Source organism: Nitrospira sp. CMX1 (genome assembly GCF_054902215.1).
Genome location: NZ_JBUBKD010000074.1, coordinates 78,794 through 100,336 on the forward strand (window position 1 = coordinate 78,794; position 21,543 = coordinate 100,336).

19 protein-coding genes are annotated in these 21,543 nt (G+C 55.8%); 5 read left to right on the top strand and 14 right to left on the bottom strand.

Annotated elements, in window-relative coordinates:
• Nucleotides 1–10: 10 nt before the first annotated feature.
• The 6 genes from ACYX34_RS18625 to ACYX34_RS18650 form a co-directional block, all read right to left on the bottom strand.
• Nucleotides 11–205, bottom strand: a complete 195-nt coding sequence (locus tag ACYX34_RS18625) for a ubiquitin-like protein UBact (RefSeq protein WP_462078074.1) — start codon at nucleotides 203–205, stop codon at nucleotides 11–13.
• Nucleotides 202–1,728 carry a proteasome accessory factor PafA2 family protein gene (locus ACYX34_RS18630; RefSeq protein ID WP_462078075.1) on the bottom strand — a complete coding sequence of 509 codons (1,527 nt, stop codon included), beginning with the start codon at nucleotides 1,726–1,728 and terminating at the stop codon, nucleotides 202–204. The genes ACYX34_RS18625 and ACYX34_RS18630 overlap by 4 nt, the downstream gene beginning before the upstream one ends.
• A gap of 102 nt (nucleotides 1,729–1,830) precedes the next feature.
• Nucleotides 1,831–3,567: an AAA family ATPase gene (locus ACYX34_RS18635; RefSeq protein ID WP_462078076.1), complete on the bottom strand. Its 1,737-nt coding sequence runs from the start codon at nucleotides 3,565–3,567 to the stop codon at nucleotides 1,831–1,833.
• 65 nt (nucleotides 3,568–3,632) lie between these two features.
• Nucleotides 3,633–4,751 (bottom strand): S1C family serine protease, encoded by a 1,119-nt coding sequence (locus ACYX34_RS18640; RefSeq protein ID WP_462078077.1) that lies wholly within the window; start codon nucleotides 4,749–4,751, stop codon nucleotides 3,633–3,635.
• Nucleotides 4,744–5,166, bottom strand: a complete 423-nt coding sequence (locus ACYX34_RS18645) for a secondary thiamine-phosphate synthase enzyme YjbQ (RefSeq protein WP_462078078.1) — start codon at nucleotides 5,164–5,166, stop codon at nucleotides 4,744–4,746. Before ACYX34_RS18645 ends, ACYX34_RS18640 begins: the two co-directional genes overlap by 8 nt.
• Nucleotides 5,167–5,175: 9 nt before the next feature.
• Complete coding sequence (locus ACYX34_RS18650) at nucleotides 5,176–6,048, bottom strand: hypothetical protein (protein ID WP_462078079.1); 873 nt, start codon at nucleotides 6,046–6,048, stop codon at nucleotides 5,176–5,178.
• A gap of 154 nt (nucleotides 6,049–6,202) precedes the next feature.
• Here ACYX34_RS18650 and ACYX34_RS18655 point away from each other — a divergent pair, with 154 nt between their 5' ends.
• The 4 genes from ACYX34_RS18655 (at nucleotide 6,203) to ACYX34_RS18670 (ending at nucleotide 9,169) form a co-directional block, all read left to right on the top strand.
• Entirely contained in the window at nucleotides 6,203–6,841 is a 639-nt protein-coding gene (locus tag ACYX34_RS18655; protein ID WP_462078080.1) for a hypothetical protein, read from the top strand.
• A complete protein-coding gene (locus tag ACYX34_RS18660) occupies nucleotides 6,817–7,266 on the top strand; it encodes an HIT family protein (RefSeq protein WP_462078081.1) in 450 nt (149 codons plus the stop codon). The genes ACYX34_RS18655 and ACYX34_RS18660 overlap by 25 nt, the downstream gene beginning before the upstream one ends.
• Before the next feature lie 354 nt (nucleotides 7,267–7,620).
• Complete coding sequence (locus ACYX34_RS18665; protein ID WP_462078082.1) at nucleotides 7,621–8,895, top strand: tetratricopeptide repeat protein; 1,275 nt, start codon at nucleotides 7,621–7,623, stop codon at nucleotides 8,893–8,895.
• Nucleotides 8,896–8,965: 70 nt separating this feature from the next.
• Complete coding sequence (locus ACYX34_RS18670; RefSeq protein ID WP_462078083.1) at nucleotides 8,966–9,169, top strand: hypothetical protein; 204 nt, start codon at nucleotides 8,966–8,968, stop codon at nucleotides 9,167–9,169.
• An 836-nt stretch (nucleotides 9,170–10,005) separates the two neighbouring features.
• Here ACYX34_RS18670 and ACYX34_RS18675 read toward each other — a convergent pair.
• The 4 genes from ACYX34_RS18675 to ACYX34_RS18690 all read right to left on the bottom strand — a co-directional run bounded on the left by ACYX34_RS18675 (nucleotide 10,006) and on the right by ACYX34_RS18690 (nucleotide 13,378).
• Complete coding sequence (locus ACYX34_RS18675; protein ID WP_462078084.1) at nucleotides 10,006–10,467, bottom strand: DUF3574 domain-containing protein; 462 nt, start codon at nucleotides 10,465–10,467, stop codon at nucleotides 10,006–10,008.
• Between the two features lie 173 nt (nucleotides 10,468–10,640).
• Nucleotides 10,641–10,910 carry a hypothetical protein gene (locus ACYX34_RS18680; protein WP_462078085.1) on the bottom strand — a complete coding sequence of 90 codons (270 nt, stop codon included), beginning with the start codon at nucleotides 10,908–10,910 and terminating at the stop codon, nucleotides 10,641–10,643.
• 152 nt (nucleotides 10,911–11,062) lie between these two features.
• Nucleotides 11,063–11,932: a hypothetical protein gene (locus ACYX34_RS18685; protein WP_462078086.1), complete on the bottom strand. Its 870-nt coding sequence runs from the start codon at nucleotides 11,930–11,932 to the stop codon at nucleotides 11,063–11,065.
• A gap of 411 nt (nucleotides 11,933–12,343) precedes the next feature.
• Entirely contained in the window at nucleotides 12,344–13,378 is a 1,035-nt protein-coding gene (locus ACYX34_RS18690; protein WP_462078087.1) for an SEL1-like repeat protein, read from the bottom strand.
• Between the two features lie 794 nt (nucleotides 13,379–14,172).
• On the opposite strand from ACYX34_RS18690, the gene ACYX34_RS18695 reads away from it, so the two are divergent.
• Nucleotides 14,173–15,969 carry an OmpA/MotB family protein gene (locus tag ACYX34_RS18695; RefSeq protein WP_462078088.1) on the top strand — a complete coding sequence of 599 codons (1,797 nt, stop codon included), beginning with the start codon at nucleotides 14,173–14,175 and terminating at the stop codon, nucleotides 15,967–15,969.
• Nucleotides 15,970–16,114: 145 nt separating this feature from the next.
• On the opposite strand, the gene ACYX34_RS18700 is transcribed toward ACYX34_RS18695, so the two are convergent.
• The 4 genes from ACYX34_RS18700 to ACYX34_RS18715 all read right to left on the bottom strand — a co-directional run bounded on the left by ACYX34_RS18700 (nucleotide 16,115) and on the right by ACYX34_RS18715 (nucleotide 21,423).
• Complete coding sequence (locus tag ACYX34_RS18700) at nucleotides 16,115–16,387, bottom strand: hypothetical protein (protein WP_462078089.1); 273 nt, start codon at nucleotides 16,385–16,387, stop codon at nucleotides 16,115–16,117.
• 75 nt (nucleotides 16,388–16,462) lie between these two features.
• Complete coding sequence (locus tag ACYX34_RS18705) at nucleotides 16,463–16,744, bottom strand: hypothetical protein (RefSeq protein ID WP_462078090.1); 282 nt, start codon at nucleotides 16,742–16,744, stop codon at nucleotides 16,463–16,465.
• Between the two features lie 69 nt (nucleotides 16,745–16,813).
• Nucleotides 16,814–17,638, bottom strand: coding sequence for a hypothetical protein (locus tag ACYX34_RS18710; RefSeq protein ID WP_462078091.1), 825 nt, complete (start codon nucleotides 17,636–17,638; stop codon nucleotides 16,814–16,816).
• A 2-nt stretch (nucleotides 17,639–17,640) separates the two neighbouring features.
• On the bottom strand, nucleotides 17,641–21,423 hold the full coding sequence (locus ACYX34_RS18715) for a hypothetical protein (protein ID WP_462078092.1): 3,783 nt from the start codon (nucleotides 21,421–21,423) through the stop codon (nucleotides 17,641–17,643).
• Nucleotides 21,424–21,543 lie beyond the last annotated feature (120 nt).

The following is a 21,543-nucleotide window of genomic DNA, read 5'->3' on the forward strand; positions in this document are numbered from 1 at the left end:
CCTCACCAGTCTATTGGCCTGTCCGTTGCCGATATCGTTCCGCCTGTTTCGGATCAACCTTGCGCATCCGTTTCAGAAGGCTATCCTTGTCCGGTGATCCGGTTTCTGGACGGCGTGGTCCCCCTCCTTCTTCCAGGGGACCGGGAGATTTCGGCATGGGATCTCCTGGCCCTTCTCGTCGTTCGGGGGTAAGACTGTGGATCATGTTTCCGTCTCCTTTCTGTGGCTCCACGTTGCCAGTGCATCAGCGGGCGAGCCGGCATGTTGGAAGATATCCACGCATCGTCTGACTTCCTGGGGGTCGAAGAGATCTCCCATATCAAGATGTTGGGAACGCACGTTCGTGTTAAATTGTATCCGCTCCCATTGCATCGATTGAATCTGCGCAGAAAACCGCCGTACACAGAGGCCGCGCACCCCACCACGAGTATCGCTCGGACCACTTCGAAGCGCCGCCTCGACTCCCTCCTCAGTGGTTATCCGCCAGGCTTTTCCCTCTGCCTCCAATCCAAGATAGAGCCCCTGTTCAGGATCGACGTTGTGATACTCCAAGTCCAGGCTCGCCAGCCAGGGGTCATCCCATCCGATTCGTTCCTCCCGCATGAAAGTCTCAAGCAGCCACTGTTTCGTCACCCAATCAAGTTTTCCCACTAACCGAGAACGGTCGTGAGACAATGCGTGCAAAGTCTCAGCCCACTCACTTAACAACCAATCCGATTCTTCATCCGATCCGGCTAATTCCTGACGTGCCGCCTCGCAGTAGTACGTTTGAAGCTCCAACGCCGAAAACTTCCTCCCGTCTTTCAGACGAACCACCGTTTTCATCTCCGGGTCACGCGAGATTTGTTTGACGGCCATCACCGGTTGATCCAGCTCCATGGGAGGCACGGCCCCTCGGCCAATGAGATCAAGCACCAGCCTGGTTGTACCGACCTTGAGCGCGGTCGTATACTCACACATGTTGGCATCACCGATAATCAGATGCAAACGGCGATATTTTCGACGATCGGCATGGGGCTCGTCCCTGGTATTGAGTAGAGGCCGATTGTGCATCGTATCGACCCCCAACTCCGTTTCCATGAAATCCGCCCGTTGTGAGAGCTGATAGGCTCCAGGAACCCATCCAGACTCCTGCGCCTCGGTTCCCACTTTCCCTGCCCCAGCGATGACCTGTCGGCTGACCAAGAACGGGAGAAGACCCGTCACCAAAGCAGGAAAGGGAATCGAGCGTGGAACAAGATAGTTGTCGTGACAGCCATAACTGTGGCCATGGAAATCGGTATTGTTCTTATACAGACGCAGAGGCGAGCCCCCAAGAGTTCGATTACGCCGCTGAGCCGCACGGTGCACAATCCGTTCTCCCGCGCGATCCTGGGCCACCAGATCACGAAGCGTTCGACATTCAGGCGTGGAATATTCCGGATGGGTATGGTCGTTGTAGAATCGCGCCCCATTCGGCAACACGAGATCACTCTTCATGTCATGGAACGAGAAAGGACGATGGGCATCGCGCTGTGCAAACTCATCCTCTTCTCTATCTTGTTGCAAGCCGGAGACTCGAAACCCGCGCGCATCCTCATGTGGATCCTCACCGGCATAGTCCCAACGCCGCTCGAACGATGCGGCGAGATGTGCACGCACGAGTTCCATCGACTCGACGACCGGGTCCATCTCCGGTACATCATCGCGGGTGATACCGTATTCAGTTTCAATTCCAAAAAGACGCATAGCCGGTTAGAGGTGAACAGTACAACGTGAAAGGACGATTCGACTCGATGACACGGCTAATCCAGTCAGCCTTTCGCTTTTCACCTGTTACATGTCACATCTTTAAATGATTTGATTCGTGAGCCGTTCTTCTGTCTGGCGGCCCCGCCGGAAGGATGAAATTCCGACGACTTGCTCCGGATGATGATCGAGCAATTTCAGCCATTCCTCGGCCGCATCGTCTGGTGGTAGCATGTCACCTTCTCGGAATTCTTCAGACACGGCCCCACGGAGATCCTCCTCCAGCAATCCTGCCGGCTGTCCGGATTGAACCGTACGATCGATCGCCTTTTCCTTCGCCCGTTGGACGATCGACGCCAGAATCGCCCCACTGACAAGATCGCCGCGGTACAGGACCGTACTCTGGCCATTTCGAAGCCTGATCGAGAGAAGACGGGTCTCTTCCGTTCGACGAAAGATCGACTCGAGAAGGTCTTCGACAAGCGACACCACCGCCTGCACTGGGTCACCGCCACGATCCTTCACCAGCTGGGGATCAAGGGGAAGATCCGCCGTCAAATAGACCTTCAAAATCTCGGCAGCGGCAGACTTGTTCGGCCGGCCGACTTTGATCTTCCGATCGATTCGACCGGGACGCAGGACAGCCGGATCGATCAAGTCCGGTCGATTGGAGGCCAGAATGATGACGACATCCTGCAACGATTCGATCCCATCCATTTCGCTACAGAACATCGGGACAAGCGTGTTCGAGATATTGAAGGAACGCATGGCACGCCGCGTCCCCAAAATCGACTCTGCCTCATCGATGAAAATGAAGGGTAGCGCCCCCTCCTTCCGTCGAGCCCGAGCCTGATCAAAGAGATCACGGACCATCCGTTCTGACTCCCCAAGCCACATATTGAGAATTTCTGGTCCTTTGACATGCAGGAATGCCCCACTCGTGACCGGCGGGCGATTGTGCTTGTCAGATGCAGCCCCTTGGGTTGATTCGCTGAGTTGCTTGGCCAAGCTACCGGCAGCAGCTTGCCCAATCAACGTTTTCCCACATCCGGGCGGCCCATAGAGCAGAAACCCCTTGGGCTGAGAAAACTTGAATCGTTCGAATGTCTCCGCATGCAATAGCGGATATTCGATCGCCTTGCGGATCGCAGTGATAGCCTCGGTCTGTCCTCCGATCTGCGCCCAGGTGATCGTCGGCGTTTCATCCAGAACATGGCGGCCGGCCTCCCGATCCACCAACTTCTCAAGAGCTATACGGAGACTGGGGTCGATACGAATATGGTCCCCAGGGTTGAGTTCGACGCCGATCAAATCCGTCGAACGCTGCACAATCAACGACTGCCGACCCATCTCCTGTTCACACCGCAACCGTCCGTCCGGCAATGTTTCTGCCAGTTTCAAAATGGGACCATTCCGATCGTACCCCAGCGTCCGAATGACGGCATACGCTTCATTGACCAGGATCTGGGTGCCGATCCGCAGGTCGGCATCAGCCACGCGGGGGTCCACGTTTGCATAATACTCAGCCCCACCCACAACGATGCGGGCGAGCCCGGGAGCCGGAATATCGAGCAACATCCCGATACGGTTGGCTGGAGCCGTCAGCTTGGCCACCACCTCACTGACCTTCTTGAACTCCGACTCACGTTGCTGAGAAGCCGCTTGAGACAACATCACGGCATGCCGCAGCTTGTACAACAGCTTTTGGCGGGGGTCACCCTCTGAGAAAGCAGCAAGACACTGCTCAATCAACTCGAGCGGATCTGTCCCCGTCTTCAGCGACGATTCATCCCTCCTACCCTGCGGTGTTGCCTGATCAAAAGATCCGTGATCACTCATCAATACACCTTCACCATGCCCAGCTCACTGATCCTACCATACCGATGTGCTGAAGTGCCGCCTTGCTAGTTGACGGCCTGAAGCGTCACCGACACTTTTTCGCGTCGATTACCGCGGAGGATTTCGACAGTCACCTGATCACCGACCTTCTGCTCCTCCAGTGCATCCATGAGATCATCGATGGTGGTCACAGCTTTGCCGGAGACCGCGACAAGTATGTCACCGAGTTGGATCTGTCCCATCATCGTCTCGCGGGCCCCCTTGAGACCTGCGCGATCCGCCGGCCCACCACGAGTGACCTTACCGATGATGACCCCTTTGATCCCCCATCGCTTCGCCATCGCATCCGGCACGAGCGACACTCCCAGCCCGGGACGGATGAGCTTCCCATGCTTGATCAGTTCAGGAACGATACGGTTGACCGTATCGACCGGAACCGCAAACCCAATGCCGGCATAGGCGCCGCTCGGACTCACAATCTGCGTATTGACACCGATCAATCGCCCGACACTGTCGAGCAAGGGTCCACCGGAGTTTCCAGGATTGATCGCCGCATCAGTCTGAATCACCCCTTCAATCGTTCGATTGGACATCGATTTAATGGTTCGGCCCAAGGCGCTGACGACCCCCGTGGTCAAGGTATGATCGAGCCCAAATGGATTTCCGATCGCAAGCACTTTTTGTCCGACCCGCAAATCATGAGAGGAGCCGATAGCCATCGGCTCTAACTGGCCGTCTGAACTTTGTACCTGCAGCACCGCGAGGTCGTGATCAGGATCGGCTCCCACCAACTTGGCCTTATGCTCGCTCCGATCCGCCAATGTCACCTTAATCGCATCGGCCCCATAAATGACATGAAAGTTGGTGACGATGTGTCCTTGTTTACTCCAGATAAATCCCGAGCCTGATCCCTGCGGCACCTCCATCACATTGAGCGACCAAACATCTTGTTGCATCGCAGTATTGGCGATGAACACCACGGACTTCGTCGCGCGCTCAAAGACCGTGATCGTCGTTCGTTCATCGGCGCCAAGCTCCTGGGGGGCAGGCACCACAGAGCGCGGCCTTCCTTCAGGGCCGTCATAGACGGCTCCCAACGGTTTTCCCCAGTCCGCCGCATGAACCGTTGAACTCAGTAGAAGAGTGAGGAGAAACAGGCGAAGATATCCGAGCGAGTTATTCACCCAAAACCTGCAGAACCAGCTCACGCGTTCGCGCACGGGTGTCAAAATCCACGAGCACGACTTGTTGCCAAGTTCCAAGCAACAGAGCACCGGCGGAAAATGGGATCGTGACGGAAGGCCCTTGGAGTTGTCCGCGAAGATGACTATGACCGTTGTCTTCCCCGGGATTGACCGTATTATGTCGCCACCTGGGATCCGCGGGAATAAGCCGATCCCAAAATGTGTGCGTGTCGGCTCGAATCCCCGGCTCATCCTCAATGATCATCATAGACGCGGTAGTGTGCTTGACAAAGACTGTCACGATGCCTGCCTGAAGCTTTGCCGCTGTCACAGCAGCCACAACGACCTTCGTGACGTTTTCGATTTGAGTCCCTCCGGCCATTTGAATGGTCAGCGTGACAGTGTGAACAGCCATCAGACGCTCCTAGACGGTCAGATTGCGGAGATACCGGCGGTCCTGTCGAGTCAGCGGCGCACCGCGCGCTGCCTCAAGAATCGAGTCAAAGGCCCCTTCGGCCGTCACTCCTCGCAGGGCAGCAACGACCGCATGACTGAGAATCCCCTCTTGCTGAAGCTTCCCCAGATACGAAAACGCCTCCGCCAAGCTCTCTTGGCTCCTAGCATAATAATCACGCCCTCGCCGCTGGTTGCTATAGGCCTCAAATTGTTCACAGGCGACAAGGATTTCAGCGAATTGCTTGACCCATGCTTGTGCCTTGGCTAATCGCTCCGGATAATAGTAGTAGAGCATCACCTGTTGCATCCAAGATCGCCAGCCCACCCCCAGCTTCGTGAGCGTCGGCTTCACTGTCCGCAATCGTCTGGCCAGACGTCTCGCATACCCCAACCGCATTTCAACCTGCTCAATCGCCCAACGATCCAGGAGCACACCTGCCGCAGCGAGGTCTTTTCGATAGAGCGATACGAAGGCCTCCGTCTCGCGCCCATACCGCGTATACGGATGAACGGCGCGCCATTCACGAGGTCTCGTGGGAATGCCCCGCTGCTTGGCCCAGGACCAGATTCTGCCAAAGAGTTGCCGGTCTAGACCGGCACGTCCCAGGTCGTGCAGCAGGCAGGCAACATGGTAGAGCCGGACCCGATCGTCAGGATGCCCCAAGCGCACGGCAACAGCCACACACATCTTTGCCGTCCGCACGGCATGAGGACGATCGTAGCCACGGATGATTCGATCAGGGTCAAGCGGATGAGGATAGTCATACAGCACCATCAAGGCCTTCACGAGCGAGCGTGAAATCTCTGGCGCTTGGGATCGAATCGGGGCAGACCGTTTCATACGTGGTAGGCACACTCCTAGGGTGAGACGAATGCGAGCGAGAATATCGTCGAGGGGAAGAACCTGTCAAGGCGACGTCGAAGAGAAATCGGCTCGCTCAATACCCCTGGGTCTGCTATGCTCGGACCAGACACGATACGGGAACGATACCGAAATGATGACTCGGATCCAGCGCTGCGGGCTGATCGGGATTGCCCTCATGGCACTGGCACCACTCGACACCTTTTCCGCTTCCCCCGACCAGTTGACTGATCTCACGGAACGCGTTCATGTCCTCGTCACATTGAAAAGCCGAGACAACTTCTCGAGCGAATACCGCTACGACGTGAGCGTCAGGAACCTGTCGCCTGATACAATCACCGGGGATTCTTTGGTGATCGTGCTCGAGAAGATTACGAACCTGGCAGGCGAAGACCACGAAGCGTTGACGGGCGAATCATTCCTCAAGCGGTTCGATGTGGTGGGCCAAGACGGCCAGACCAACGACGGGAAACCCTACTTTCATATCCCCTCTGGATCCACACCAGACCTCACGCCACAATCGGACAGTCTTCCCGCGATCGTACGAATCAGGAATAAGGACTATGTCGCAGTGTTTACCCCCTCATTTAAGGTCTTCGGACAAAAGCGGGTATTGCCAGAAGCCAAGCGTCTAGGAGGATCGGCCGCTACCGCGCCAACGTCTGAACCTGCCGCAACAGCAAACCGCAAGACCATGGATGCACTGATTCAATTGCTCATTAAGAAGGGCGTCCTCACGGAAGAAGAGTGGAAGAAAGCCAACAAGCCGTGAACGAGTCGACCTGTCGCGCCTGTACGAGCACGTGGCCCCGTCCAGATCATTTTCTTGAGGATCTTGGATTATCCAAGGCCTATGTGCACGACGACCAGTTCTTCCCGGGGTGGACGGTGCTGGTCTTTCGTCGGCATGCCACGGAACTGTTCCAACTGACCCCACCCGAACGTAGTCAGTTGATCGAAGAAGTCAGCCGAGTTGCCAATGCGTTATCGGAGATCTACCATGCGAAGAAGATTAACTATGAACTCTTGGGAAATCAGCTCCCGCACATCCACTGGCATGTGATTCCACGGCTGCCGGATGATCCGGCCCCCTTGGAACCGGTGTGGCGCGTACCACATACCCCCGTCCTTCTCACAGGGGCACCGCTTCAATACACAATCGATCGTGTACGATCCGCTCTCCGGAAAAACAGCTAACCCCAACTCTCCCGCGCCAGGTCGACAGATGGTATACTGCGCTCCGATAGGGCGTCCGATTCCCACGTTGAACCGATCTCGATAGACACAGCACGACAAACGGATTGCTGTACAACGATGTTCACGCCCCTCTCGCCTCACGATCTGGGACCTCATGCATTACACCCAAGGCCTCTCTGTGAGAATCAAGAAAACCGTTGCGTGTCACCCACCCAGTCCCTTGAGCCAAGATCCGATGATCACCGACCAAAACAGCACTCTTGGCGCTCATGGTTCTCGCCGCACACTCCCCATGCGACCAAGAGGCCACCGCATACGGGTCACGCTGTTACACACGATGCGAGCCACGCACTGGTGGACGTTCTTAGCATCCTGCTCGGACTTTCGGCGATTCTTACCCTCATATGCTGCACCTCTCCTGCTCAAGCCCATTCGGCGAACGAACATGATTTCTCCACTAATGGGGATCGGTCCCCTGCCCCAAGGGTAAATGCGGCATTTGAATTCAACGAGCAAGCCGATCCCGTATCACTGGTGGAAACATTGCGCCGGGCGGTTCGCCTCCTGCCGGGAGTTCCGGAGTACCGGTTGAAACTGGCCGACGCACTGCTCCGTCTGGGGGATCATGACGCAGCGATCGAGGAAATTCGTTCAGCCGTCGCCATCCAGAACGATGACGGGCACGCACAGCTCCAGCTCGGTCTCTTGTTGATGGCGAAACGCGATTGGCGCGCGGCCTCAGTCGCTCTGAAGGAAGCCGTCCATTTGGAACCGAATCAGGCCCATGCCCATTACAGTCTGGGAACGGCTTACTCCGCACTTGGTGATATCTCCGCTGCAATTCGATCGTTTAGGCGATCACTTGAACTACGTCCCACGTTTTTCGACGCACATTACCGATTGGCGCTGCTGCTCAAGACCTCAAGACAGAGGCATGAAGCCAAGGATCACCTTGAGGCTGCCGCGATCGGTGGCGTACCGCACGCGCAAGTGTTGCTGGGCACGGCGTACAGAACCGGACAGGGGACAGAGGCCAACCTGGGATTGGCCATTTATTGGTGGATGGAAGCAGCCACACATGGTCAACAGACGGCCTCCGACTCACTGTCGAGATTGCGGCGTCATGCCGTGGCTCCGAGAACCTCCTCTCATAACCAAGCAGAATTGCGCAAAGGATTCGAGTCCTATCGCGCCATATTATGGAATGACTTTCCAGAGATGAGCCAACGACGCGATCAACCATCGTTAGGGAAAGTCCTACTCGAACAGCATCGCGTGGTCGACGCGATACCAACGCTGCTGAAGGAATGTCTGGCGTTGGGGGAGGAAGCCCACGCAGAACTCTCCACTCTGTACGAAACGGGATGGGAACCAGACCTCAGGCCCTTTGATAAGCGGCTACTGACCTGTTTCGAAACAACCGCAGCGGATGGGTTTGCCCCGGCAAAGCACGTGTTGGCTCGGATCCGTGCCAGGAACCAAGGCGTGACCACCGACATGGCCAAAGCAGAGGCGACTCTCAAAAACATCTCGGAACAGGATGCTCTGCCTATAACACATGAGCGGCGACCTTCTCCTGTCTCTACGAACAGGACGAAGGTACTCGGGTACCGTCAACTTGCTCGATGAGACGCGGCGGAAGCTCAAGCATCGTGTGCCGCGCCCGATGCGGCGCAATCGGATGTGAGGCTGTGTTCTGTTGACGAAGACGGACGCTGAAGGCCGGCCCCATCTGACGTTGGCGATTCTGGATCATGGAAGCCGGGCCTGTCTCCGGCTGCGAGGGCTCCAGAACAAATTGTCGCTCACGTTGTTGCACAATGAAGCCGTCTGGGTCTCACAGCTCTTCCGATTCTGGTTGTGGCTGCTCGGGATTCGACAGCAGCGCATTCAGCCGAGCTGAACCCTCTAGCGGACGCGCAGACGGGGCAATGCTCGGCGGGATCCATCTCACCGCTTCCTGGATTTGGCTCAACTGCTGATAGCCCCTAGTCGACAGGTCGATCAGGTCTGGATAGCCGATTCATTGTATACAGTTGAGTCCAATCTCAGCCCCCTGGATCCGGACAGGAGCATGGCTCCCAAGGCCTTTTTTATTCCTCAGTAGAGCCGTCTTTCTTTTCGCTCCCCCTTGACAGATACAGAACATCGCTCCTGGAAAAGAGAACGTCATCCCCAGAAAAATTTAAAACCTGTGGATAGCCGGTCAGCAGACTGGGAATAGCATGGGTATCAGCATCATGAAGTGGATAACTCCGGATAATTTTTCTAGGAATGCGCAAGAAACTCAGGAACATCTACCTTGACCACTATGGCTAGTGGCTCGATTGCCTTGTGGCGGATGCTTAAATAATAGGCACATTGATAAATTCGCGCGTTATTCGCATCATCTTGGCCAGATTGCAGGACTTGCACACAAGGTTATCCACAGAAGATGGGGAGTACGGATAGCATGTTTCATCATTCACGACATAGAGCCAGGGATGCCTCTTAAATAAAGACCATCTTGCAAGCGATTCTCGCCGCATGCCTCATGACTTTCCGGGATGAAACCAGGTGGATCGCGGCTTTCGTGAAGCGTCGTGGCCAGTGGTTTCCTGCTTCAGGTTTGAGGATGTTGGTTTCTGCACGACTTAAAACGTGAACCTGAAACCTGGAACTCAGGATCGAACGAACGCCGAATATAGTCGCAGTAGATGACTCGGCGGCTGCAGAAGAAGCAGCCATGAATATTGCGGGCTAGAGCGAGGTACAGACCGGCGTGGTCACACGGAGCACCGCTTCTTGCTGAAAACGGGTCTTGTAGGACGCAAGGATGTCCTGCATCGCTCTGTTCGTCGCGGCATCGTCTGGATGGATCAGGCTGAGCACATACGTCGATTCGTTCACCATCACACCTGAGGCCCCCCGCCATTGGCCCGACGCCTGCCAGACAGAAAGCCCTTCAGAAAACCGCGATATCACCACCTCACGGAGAAACCTTGCCCAATCTTCGGGCGAAACTGAACCCGATGGTGTATCGGTTCCAAAATACACAAACTCTTGAACTCCGCGTTGCTCGCCACTACTACACGCAAACCCACGCATCGTTTCGCAACCCGAGAGTACGAGGCAAAGGACGACCCCGAGGAGGCGCCCACCGATTCTCCAGAGGACAACCGGCTTTTCCTCAAACCTCTTGCTCGCTCGATCCAACAACACGCCGCTCCTGGTTGAACACCGAGACCGATTTCTGTTGGCTCTAGCGATGGCCGATTACTTGCTGCCCCAGGCACGGAGGCGATCACCGAAATCGTGACACTGCTCCGGTTGGTCTACACAGAATACCTGACTCCTGTGAGGTCCCAGGCCTTTACCTTGCCCGACGACAGAAACTATTCATGGACTGCGAGTGTGCGCTCAGCTTGGGTAATCGCGGCTTGGAGCATCTTGAGATCTCCATCGGGTTTCCGCGTATTGGAAAGACGCTTCACCACCCGTGCGGCTGCCTTCGTCAAGACCCGCAAGGTCTCCATCACATCACCAGGCTCAGCGGATTTCCCTGCGGCCACGGCACGGGCCATGGCCAGACGACGGCGCGGTCCGACATAGGGCTCAGGAGCAATTGGATTGTCCTTTTCAAGCTCTGGTCGTCTGAATATCATGACGATTCTCCCATATGATTCGACCAATACCTACAGCACCTGCCACAGATTGTACGACTATCGGTACGACCAAGACACAAGCCCCCAGCTGTATGGTCTTCAAGGATGATCCTCCATCAGCCCGCTAAGAGTTTGAGAAAGGCTCATCCGACCTACTTGGGCAAATTCGGCTCCACCTGACGAGGACTCGGCGCACGCAAGGAGCGCAGGCCTGTCACAATGGCCTCCAGTTCAGACCGTGCACCTGTTCTGTGCATCGCGTCCTCGAGCAACGAGCGTAACTCGACCCGCGCGTCTCGCACACGTGTGACGCGAAACGTGAAGCTGTAGTCCGGCAAGTCCGCATCACTGCACACCTCGCCGCTGGGACAAGCGCTCAACACAACCGTCTCGACATGTTCATCGCCGACATTGGGTAACACCGCTTCAAGATCCAACGCGGAGAAATCCACCCGTGCCCGCCCGATAAAGTCCGTCCCGCTTCCATCGTCCGCACAATGAGGCCCGGCATGAAATCCCTTTCCGGGAGACAACGCCTTGCAGAAACCCGTACGCCACCCAAACACGTCCTTCTCCCACAGTTCGACTCCAAAACTCAGCGGGGCAGGCTCACCGGCCTCATCACAGACCGATGTCTTTCCCAAGACGACGATCCCAGCTCGCACGGCAACCACACAACTTCTGACTGGATCAAAGGAATAGAATTCACCGGAATCGACGCTACTGAGCTCGCCCGAGACCGTCCAGCCTTTCGCATCTTCCGTCCCGACCATCACCTCATCACTTCCCCACCAATCCCAACCGGATTCATTCCGCGCCTTGAAGCCTATGGCTTCGATCTTATAGCGTCGCTCCATCCACTCAATCGTATCCCAAGAAACATCCTGCTCGACCACCGCGCGGATCTCCGAGTCCCCGGACGAAGGTGTCGTTTGAGGCGCATGAGCAAAGACATTGGCATCACAACACAAATAGGACGCCAAGCCCACACACCACATCATGACGCGCCTCTGCAAATCCATTGTGGTCCTCCTACCTGAAATCCTCATCAAGCCACCCTTCCCATTCTGGTCAACCACCTGCGTGCGACTCGTTCGCCTCACGGCTCTGTACATGAAACAGTCCATGGTATTCCACGGTTGCGTATGCGAACCTTACCCAAATGGTTTTTTCGCAGCCCGCCCGAGAATCGGTCGTGCATGACCGAAAGGCAATCATCGGACACCGACACCCTCGACGGCATATGGAAGCGAGATCAGAACCGAGTGAACACTCCGCCAGCAGCCTACGGGAAAATTCTTCGGGTAATCCGACACCACGCGTGTGCAGATTACGAGCCTGGATAACGTGATCAGGCCGTGCCTGCGCCCCTCCCTAGAGCTGATCCTCGACGGGTCGTTCCGAATGCATAGAGATCTTGGGAATACAGAATCTCATCGTCTGCCCGTCTTGAGTTTGGCGTAGAGGGAGCAGCCTTTCTGCTCTCGGAGGTCGCAGGCTTTGCCGTAATGCCTGAGGGCTTCTGTGTCATCGGATTTGACGCCACGTCCGACCTGATAGATCACACCGAGGTTGATGCACCCCTTGGCATCGCCGTCGTCACAGGCCTTCCGGTAAAGGGTCGCCGCGCGAACATCGTCCTGCTTAATTCCGTTGCCCGCCGCATACATCGAACCGAGGTTGGAGCAGCCTCTGGCACTCCCGCCGTCACAGGCCTTCCGATAGAAATCGGCGGCTTGAAACTCGTCCTGCGGAACCCCGGTCCCTTCGGCATGCATCACGCCGAGGTTGTAACACCCCCTCGCGTTTCCACCGTCACAAGCCTTCCGGTAGAAATCGGCGGCTCGAATGTCGTCTTGTTGGATACCGACTCCCGCCGCATACATCGCGGCAAGGTTGTAGCAGCCCCTTGCATTCCCGCTCTCACAGACCGCCTTGTAGAGATCGGCGGCCTGCACCTCGTCCTGCTGGACCCCGATTCCGGATGCATACATGACGGCCAGATTGTAGCAACCCTTCATATTTCCGGCGTCGCAGGCCTTCCGCGTGAAATCCGCCGCTTGCACCTCGTCCTGCTGGACCCCAGTCCCCTCGGCATACATCACGCCAAGGTTGTAGCAGCCCCTCGCCTCTCCGCCGTCACAGGCTCTCCGTGAGAAGACCGCAGCTTGCACATCGTCTTGTTGAACCCCGACTCCCTCGGCATACATCACGCCAAGATTCGAGCAGCTACTCGGATCGCCGATGTCACACGCTTTTCTGAACATGGCCGCCGCTCGTGTCTCATCCGGCTTCACCCCTTCGCCCTTCATATGCAACAACCCAAGCGCGTTACAGGCAGTCGGCGTCCCCCGCTCACAGGCGGCTTTCAGCTGCTGGGGTTGGTCTGCGGCCTCCGCGGGATGCATTCCGACCAAGACCAGAACTCCGACGACAATGCAGGCAGGGAGCAACGTGCGAACCGTCATGGCATACCCTCCGAAGAAGCAGAAATAAGGTGAGCGGGCGCAGTCTAGCGAGATTCCCCGTTCAGATTCAAGGCGGAAGCGAGGACATCGATGTGCATCAGTCTCTGCTGCGACTCCGTGGCGGTCCCTCAGTCCGGTGCGTGACACGTTGCGACGCGATCGATGAATAACCACCCGGATCCATACCCCACACGGCCTCGTCACCGTTCGGATTCCAGACCGTCCTCCTCGAAATCTAGACACGCGAACGATGCCGACCGATCCACACAATCGTAAAACCTCTCGACGGTAACGATCAACCAGGTTTGCACCGCCCGCCCCCATGATTTCGCCCCATGCACCCGTTGCAAAGTGAATCTGGAAGGCGATAGGATCCGTTTCCCTCTTGCCCGATTCATACATGTCGGAGGGAAAGGCACCGCCATTGGCACGGGCACCTGTAGCCCGCATGATTTATGACGGTGTGTGGCCTTTGGACTGGCCTACGCTGACCTTGTCGAAGAGCTTAAGGGCTCACGCCTAGTCGAGCGACGAAATCGCACGGACCGCACATTGTGTAGAGTGTCTGAATTCGGAACCGAAGTACGTTTCACGCTTCACCAATGACGAATATTGTCGTAGCAGCGATTCCGCGAGTGCAGCAGACACGTTCATGAATAAGGCAGGGTGGTCCTGCCGCCTGTGATGTCTGAGCGGAGTCCATAACCACATCCGTGCCGTGAGGCCCGTGAGTAGGGCGTCAATCCATGTGTCTTCACCGCACAATATCCCATTTGGGTAGGTCAACCATGCTTGTGAAACTCTCATCTTGTGTACTCGTCACCCTCACTCTGCTCTACGGCAATGTGCCGGCTTCAGTTGCAGCGGCTCAACCGATGGGGATGTTCGCATCCTCAGCCATCCAACACAATCGTCTCCAAGCATCATCGTTATCCGTCCACGTGTCGTCTTACGGGCTCCGGCAAGGACCACGGCTTGCTCCGTCTGACTGGACCGCCCCTCAGGTTTATAGAGTCGACGACGAGTCACTCCGAGGCGCGACAGACAACCAAGCCTTGGACGAATTGGGTATGGCCAGAAACAATCTCCAGGCGGCCAAGCAGAAGATCGACGAGCTCAAGCAACGCGTTGGTGAGCTCGTGCTGCAGCTTCATGCCAAGGACACGGAAATCGCCGCCTTACGGTCGAATGCCATCGACAATTCCAAGAAGTTTCGAGACGATCTAGCCGTGCAAGCGGAGGAGCTGAACCAAGCTAAACGCCGAGTGAGCGAAGTGGAACAGCAAATGGCAGCGACGGCAAAAGGACAGGAACTAGTTCAAGCCAAGCGCCGCATCGCCGAAGCTGAACAACTGACGGCCAAGAAAGACCAGGACCTCACACAAGCCAAGCGCCGTATCGCCGAAGTGGAACAACTGACGGCTAATAAAGAGCTGGAACTGAACCAGGCCAAGCGCCGCATCAACGAGGCCGAGCAACAAACGGCGGGGAAAGAACAGGAGCTGATCCAGGTCAAACGCCGCGTCAGCGACGCCGAACAGCAGACGACGAAAAAAGACCAGGACGTGGTCCAAGCCAAGCGCCGCGTCACCGAAGTCGAACAACAGTTGGCAGGGAAGGAACAGGAATTAACCCAAGCGAGACGCCGCGTGACCGAGGTCGAGCAGCAGCTGACGTCATCGGGGCGTGAACAGGAATTGGCCCAGGCTAAACGCCGAGCCACGGACGCGGAACAACTGATCGTCAAGAAGGAACAAGAGCTGACGCAGGTGAAAGACGAGCTGAAACAAGTCAGTCAAAAGTTCGCCGACGTGAATCCTCAACTCGTGGCGAAGGAGGCAGAACTCGCCCGCACCAAACAAATGCTGGTGGATGTTGAGTTGAACGCCAATGCCAATACCAACGCTTCAAAACAGACCGATGCAGCGGCCGCTCAAGACGAACCCCCTCCCGCCCTGTCGCTTCAGTCGATCGATCAGACACTCTCCGCATCCACCTTACTCGGGCCCAACGCGGAGGCCGGCGATGAGGAAGAAACCCTCACGCTCATCGGGAACAGCGACCTCCGCAAAATCAGTGAGAGCCTGACGAGCCTGCTCCAACCAGAGCTGAAGAAGGGCACGGTCACCGTGAGACAGCGCGGCAATAAATTAACCCTGGCACTGGCCAGTGGCGACCTCTTCTCTACCGGTGACGCGACGGCGACCCTCGGCGGCACCTCCTTGCTCGAACGGATCGGTGCCGTCTTGCACGGATCCCGGTACCAGGGAATCGAGGTGGCGGGACATACCGACAATACCCCGTTCAGATCCGACCTGCGAAAGGGCTTTCGCGATAATCAGGAACTCTCCCGCGCCCGAGCGGACTACGCGGTACAGATATTGATCAACGGAGGACTGCAGAACGACCGAGTCAAAGCCGTGGGCTATGGGGACAGTAAACCGATCACGACGAATGACACGGACAAGGGCCGGAGCAAAAACCGACGATTGGAAATCGTGATTACGCAGACACCAGAATCAGGAATCGCCGTAGGCGAAGGGAAAACCCAAGTCGGCAAGAAACCGCAGGATGGGACGCACAAACGGTGACCAAAAAATGATACTGTCTCTCAGAGACGACAGGAGAAATTACTCGGAAATTTCTCCTGTCGTCTCTGATTTGTGGTGGAGTAGTCGATGGAACTATAGTCTGCCCTGTCCATGGCAAACTAAGTAAGAAGCAAAGACTCCTGAATTAACCAGTTCCAGGCAGTTCGCCCACAATGGTTTTTACCTGGTCGCCCTTCTCGTCAGTGCCGTACAGCGTCACCTTGAATCCAGAATTCCACTTCACGTCAACTCTCACTTTAGACAACGCTTTGAGTGTGAGCAGCCATTCGTCTTTCGGAGGCTTGAATTTAAAGTTAGCCTCCGTCCAGTTGTTGCTCGCGGTCTGTTTTGGCCAATTGGCTTTGATTTCGTTGAACACCTTAGTCTTGTTCTTGGACTCTGCGATTGAAAGTGGCATTTCGCTTCTCCTTCTGTCGTGTCACTGAGATTACGGCCTGCTAACGCTTGGGAAGCCGCCGCCTCGTCGTGACGCTTATGCTTCTTTCTTGTCGGTGAGCCTGACCGTACTGCCATCCCCCACTATCCCGGAGATATACATGGTTTTGGCAAAGGACTTCGTCGGCACGCCTGCATCATGGATGGTCGCCGTCAGTGTGACCTGCTTTTGAAGGCATTCTATGGGCTTAGGCACAGTCCATTTGATTCCCTTCGTGAGTTTCACTGTGGCCCGGTCCGTACTGGCCTCGCCTTCTGCGGCGCTACACACGGCGCTGTTCCCTTGCTTCAGTTGGATAACCGTCAATCGATTAGGCATCTCATGCTCCTTTCTGTTTAAGAGTGGTAGACAGTGTATGCCCATTCAGATGGGTCCTCTCTGCTCCAGCTACTGAAGTCCCAGTTCTATACACTCGACTTCCCTGAGTGGCACAAAGGCAGTGACATCGGCAGTGACAATTTGAAGCGAGGAGCCGCGCCCTTTTTTGACCTCGCTGATCTTGGCCGTGCCGACATGAGTAGCGCGTGGTGTCGTGGGTGAATCGTTGTCACACTTCATGTAGAGGTGAGCCACTAATTTCTCTTCACCGCTCAGCTCGATCTTAGACTCCAATGTGCCGCGGTACGAGACGCCGAAGCTCTTGGATTCTGGTTCGCCGATCAATCGGACCGTCGAGTTCAGAACTTTAACCTGTTTAACTACCTCACTCTCGTTCTTGGTGAAGGTCTTCACGAGGAACGGCGTCCTGTCCGGTTCATCGATTCTGATTGCGAGCGAGATACATGTGACGTTGTTCAAGGGCACAAAGGCGCTGGCCTCTCCGATGGCGAACACGGCGGGGGCGAGGTGCATTGGCCTGAGCATACCGAGATCCACCGTACCCACGGTGACACGACTTCCTTGGTGTGGGCCTTCGCAATTGATATACAGCAAGGCCACAACCTTTTCCTTGCCTGTGAGGCTCGTTGAAGAGGCAAGGGTCCCGTTGAACGAGACGCCGAACGTTTTTGATTCCGGCTCGCCGACCAAGCTGACCATGCCTCCGCCAAGCGGACTGGGCAGACGGTCGCTTCCGTTGGTGGCGGGAAAGGTTTTCACGACGAACGACGGCTTCGCAACCGGATCTGCGGCAACGTCTTGAGCCTGCCCTGGCCCGGATGACAAAAAGACTGCCATTGCGCCGACCACACCCAAAATCGTGCGTACAATCATGATTATCGCCTCTGAAAAAAGACCCAAAATTCGAGTGCTATAATCTCGAAAGCCTTTGCCTTCTTTTTCGTTACGTAGTTTTTGGCGGTAATATCGAGTCCTCCATCCAGTGTTAACGTGATCTCGGAGGTAAAGGCCGGACGATGTTCCTGCAGAGTCGTTGCCTCGCTCTCTGCTCCCGCTTTGAACTCACGCAGTAAATACTGGACGATTTGATCGTCTTCAACCCGCTCGTCCAGCGTGACCGCCTCCGGCACTCCTCCCGCGTTGTAGACGCTTCGCCAGGCAATGGGCTGATCGCTAACCCATTTCTTGGTACTATTCCCGTCCTGGTCCTGGGCCGTGGCCTCGTATTTGCCGATTTGGAAGAAATACTGGAAGCCAGCTGGGTCGGTGATGAGGTGTTTCCCGGAATGGGTGAAGTCGATATCCAGAGAAAGGCCATTGTCTGCCGTGGCAATCTCGAGTCTTTTGAGCGCGATACCGACAATGCGCGCGTCAATCAGGTCGGAGGGGTTCCCACTGGTCTTCCCGAAATCCTCGACGATCTTAAACGTCAATCGCCAGGTGTCGTTGAGTTGCGTAAGTTGGGCCGGTTTCAGCGCGCACAGGTATCGATTTTTTTTGCTCGGTTTGACATGTTGAAGAGCGTCAGTGATCTGCTTGCTAAGTTCCAAAAACTTGTCTCTGAACACTGTTTCGTAGATTTGTCTAAAATCGTCTACCGTGAGGGTGGTGTCCAGCTGTCCGGCTGCCAGTTTAGATTCTTCAAGTGCCACGATCTTCTTGATGACGTCGGTCCGGAAAAAGTCCGGCGGGACTCGGCTGAGGGTGTGATATTCATACGACTTCACGACATGATAGAGCGACTTCCGTAAGCGCTCCTCAGAGCGCTGCCTGAGTGCACGTGCATATAGTTTCACCTCCAGATCCAGCGCGTTGCCCATCGTCTGCATCTGGCGGCTGACATCCGCGCTTTGGAGCAGACTTTTGGACATTGTGGCGCAGGATTCCGCCAAGATATGCTGGGCCCGTTCCACCCCCTCAATGAGTTGAGCTTTTTGAATCCCCAGTTTGTCGAGAGAGTCCATCAGGCCCTGAAACTGCGCCTTATATTGGGCACTCTCGGCGATTTTCTTCTTGATCTCTTCAACGTCAGAGCTGTGGCGATCGACCGGCACGACCAGCTTCGTCAAACCGGAGGCGAGCGTGCTCACACCCTTGCCGATGCGTGCCGCATGAGTCATGGTCTCGTCGAGCAACTTCTGTTGCTCCTCCTGCTTTTCCTTGAGGTTAGCCGAGTTCTTCGTGTCAAGTTCCTTCCTGGCTTGGAGGGCAGCCATTTCCTTCAACAGCCCGTCCTTGGCGTCCCGTTCCGCCTTAGTCAGTGCGTTCTTGTCTGCATCGGCGATTTGTTGCCGCAGCTTCACCACCGCCTCATCGAGTTTTCGACTCTTGTACAGCGCCAGCTCTTCCTTGAAGGAGAGAGCTTTGGCCTGCTGTTCATTTTTCTTTGCGGCGTCCGTGATGGTCTTGGCTTCTGTCTCCAGTGACGTAATCTCTGTCTCCAGGTTGGCCACATGGGCGCTGACCTTACTGTCGAAGTCTTTTTCGATCTTTTCGTTGATTTCGGTGATTTTCTTTTCTGTGGTGGTTAAGTTGCCCTCAATCCGTGTGAGCTTCTTGGTGAATGACGCCTCGGAGTCTTTGAGTACAGCATCCCTATTGTCGTTGACAAAGGTCGTCAACCCATCACCGATCCCTTCTGCAAATTTAAAGGCTTCCTCCGCGGCGTTCGGGTTGGACAGATCGATCTTCGCCAGTGGTTGGAAGACGGCATCGCCGGCGGCCCCTAGATAGGGCTGGCCGAGGGGAATTACCTTGCACAAACCGGAAGCGATACTACAGATGCCAGCCAAGATCGCCTGGTCCTTCGCCTGGTTCACGGCCTTGCTCGTGATCAGTTCATCCAGCGCTTTGATCTGGCGGCCGATTTCCTTTGCCTGTCCCTGAACGGAGTCGAGCTCCGTGCGGCTCGATTCGAGGAGGGCCAAGCCCTCTGCATAGTTCTGCTTTGCCAACTGTACGGCCTGGGATAACGCTTTACGGGTGCTCTTGAGATATGTTGCGTGGTCCTGGACCTGAGCCCAGGATTTCTCGAGCTTGTACGCAAAATAAAGGAGGCTCACGGCGTTCTTCTGATCTTCGAGAAATAGTTGCAGACTCGACAACATCGACAAGCGAGGCAACCAGCCCGGTGGATTGCCGTAGTAGTCGAGATTCTCCTTGAGTTGCGTCAGGAGAGCGGAAATTTCGGTCGCCTGTCCGACCAGAGCCGCACTACGCGCGTTTTCCGGAACCCACTCAATGACGTCGCGATAACATTCGAGCATCTCACGTGGTTCATCGCGGTACCCATTGAGATAAGCGTCGCGTGCATACTGCAACGCTGGTTCAATGACGAGATGATTCGGCCATCCATTTGGATGCCGTTGTAGCACGACGCTGCGCTGTTCCGGCGTGGTCGGCCCCGTTTGTTGAGTAAGCTCATGGGAGACCGATTCCGAACGCCCGGATAAGCCTTGCTTGCCGGGGCAGGAGATAGCGCCCTTGCTTATGATAGGGAAAGGACACTTCTCAACGTCAAGGGACGGCGTTTGAGGAAATTCGTCGCTGGCCTTATGCGCCAGTTTCATACGAACAAAAACTGGGGGCCTGCCCGAATCCGTGGCAATCGAAGGACATCGCGACTTGATCTCCGGGGAAGCTCCCGGTTCCCCTCCGAGGATGGTCCGGATCAAGGCCATGCTCGATTCTTCGTTGGGTATCCCCCAAAACCTTCGCACGTCACCTCCGGCCCCTCCGTCCCCTGACTTACCTGAGGGAAATGCGTCTGGAACCCCGCCTGGCCAGATGCGTTCGCCCACTTCTTTCCACAGAGATTTTCTAGTTCCTTCTGGATCCTGCGCAATTACCTCGACCCTGGCGTGCATGACCGAATATGAGTTGTCAAACGTGGTTTTCCATCGATCGGGCCATTGCCAATCGCTCGCGTCATAGCCACCCACATACTTACTAAATTCGTCTTGAGGAAGATTTTCGACATACCATGATCCCAAGGCTCCACCGAGCGTTTGGTCGCCAGGGATTTTGCGTTGATTGGCCTCGGAAGCATAGTCCAGGTAGCCGCCGCCCTCCGCATCCTGGCCCTTTCCGCCCACCGTGATGAACCGCATTCGTGTCATATCAGAAGCAGGAATTGCGATTGAGGCACCTTCTGGTAGACACAACGTGATATGCCCGCCGCGTGCTCCATTGAGCCCGCTCTTCGCCTCGATCTTGCCGCGCTCGTTTAGCGGTCTGCCGCTGCCGTCGCGCGGTTTTGTATAGCAGGGCGGATGAGGACTCGGGGTCGTTGTGATGCTCCCCTTGCCTTCGAAGATGAGTTTGCGGGCGCAGATCCAGAGATCGGTTTGCGGAAATACCAGCGGACTTCTGATGACGATTTCATCCGCATACATTTCCAGCGATTCGATATCGTTGCTGCCGCTGTAATTAAAGAGTTTGGCCGTCACCTCATCAGGATTTTCGATGGAGTTTGTGTTCTCGTCTTCATCCCAGATCAGCTTCACGCCACAGATACGGATCTTCCTAGTGGTCATCCCAGCGACACCGTTAAACAGCTGTTCTGTGTACCCCTGCGTCACACTGACGGTGGTGTAGCGCTTTTTCTCGGGAAGCTCTCCTTTTTGGCCAATCAGTAATGGACTCGTTTTATCTGCCATACCCTAATCTCCCGTCGCACCCACGTTGAAGATAATAACTGGCCGGAAGAGTGGAACCATGCCTTCACGCAGAGTCAACCTGCGACGAAGCTCTCTTTATTACAATATTTTCGAAGAAGT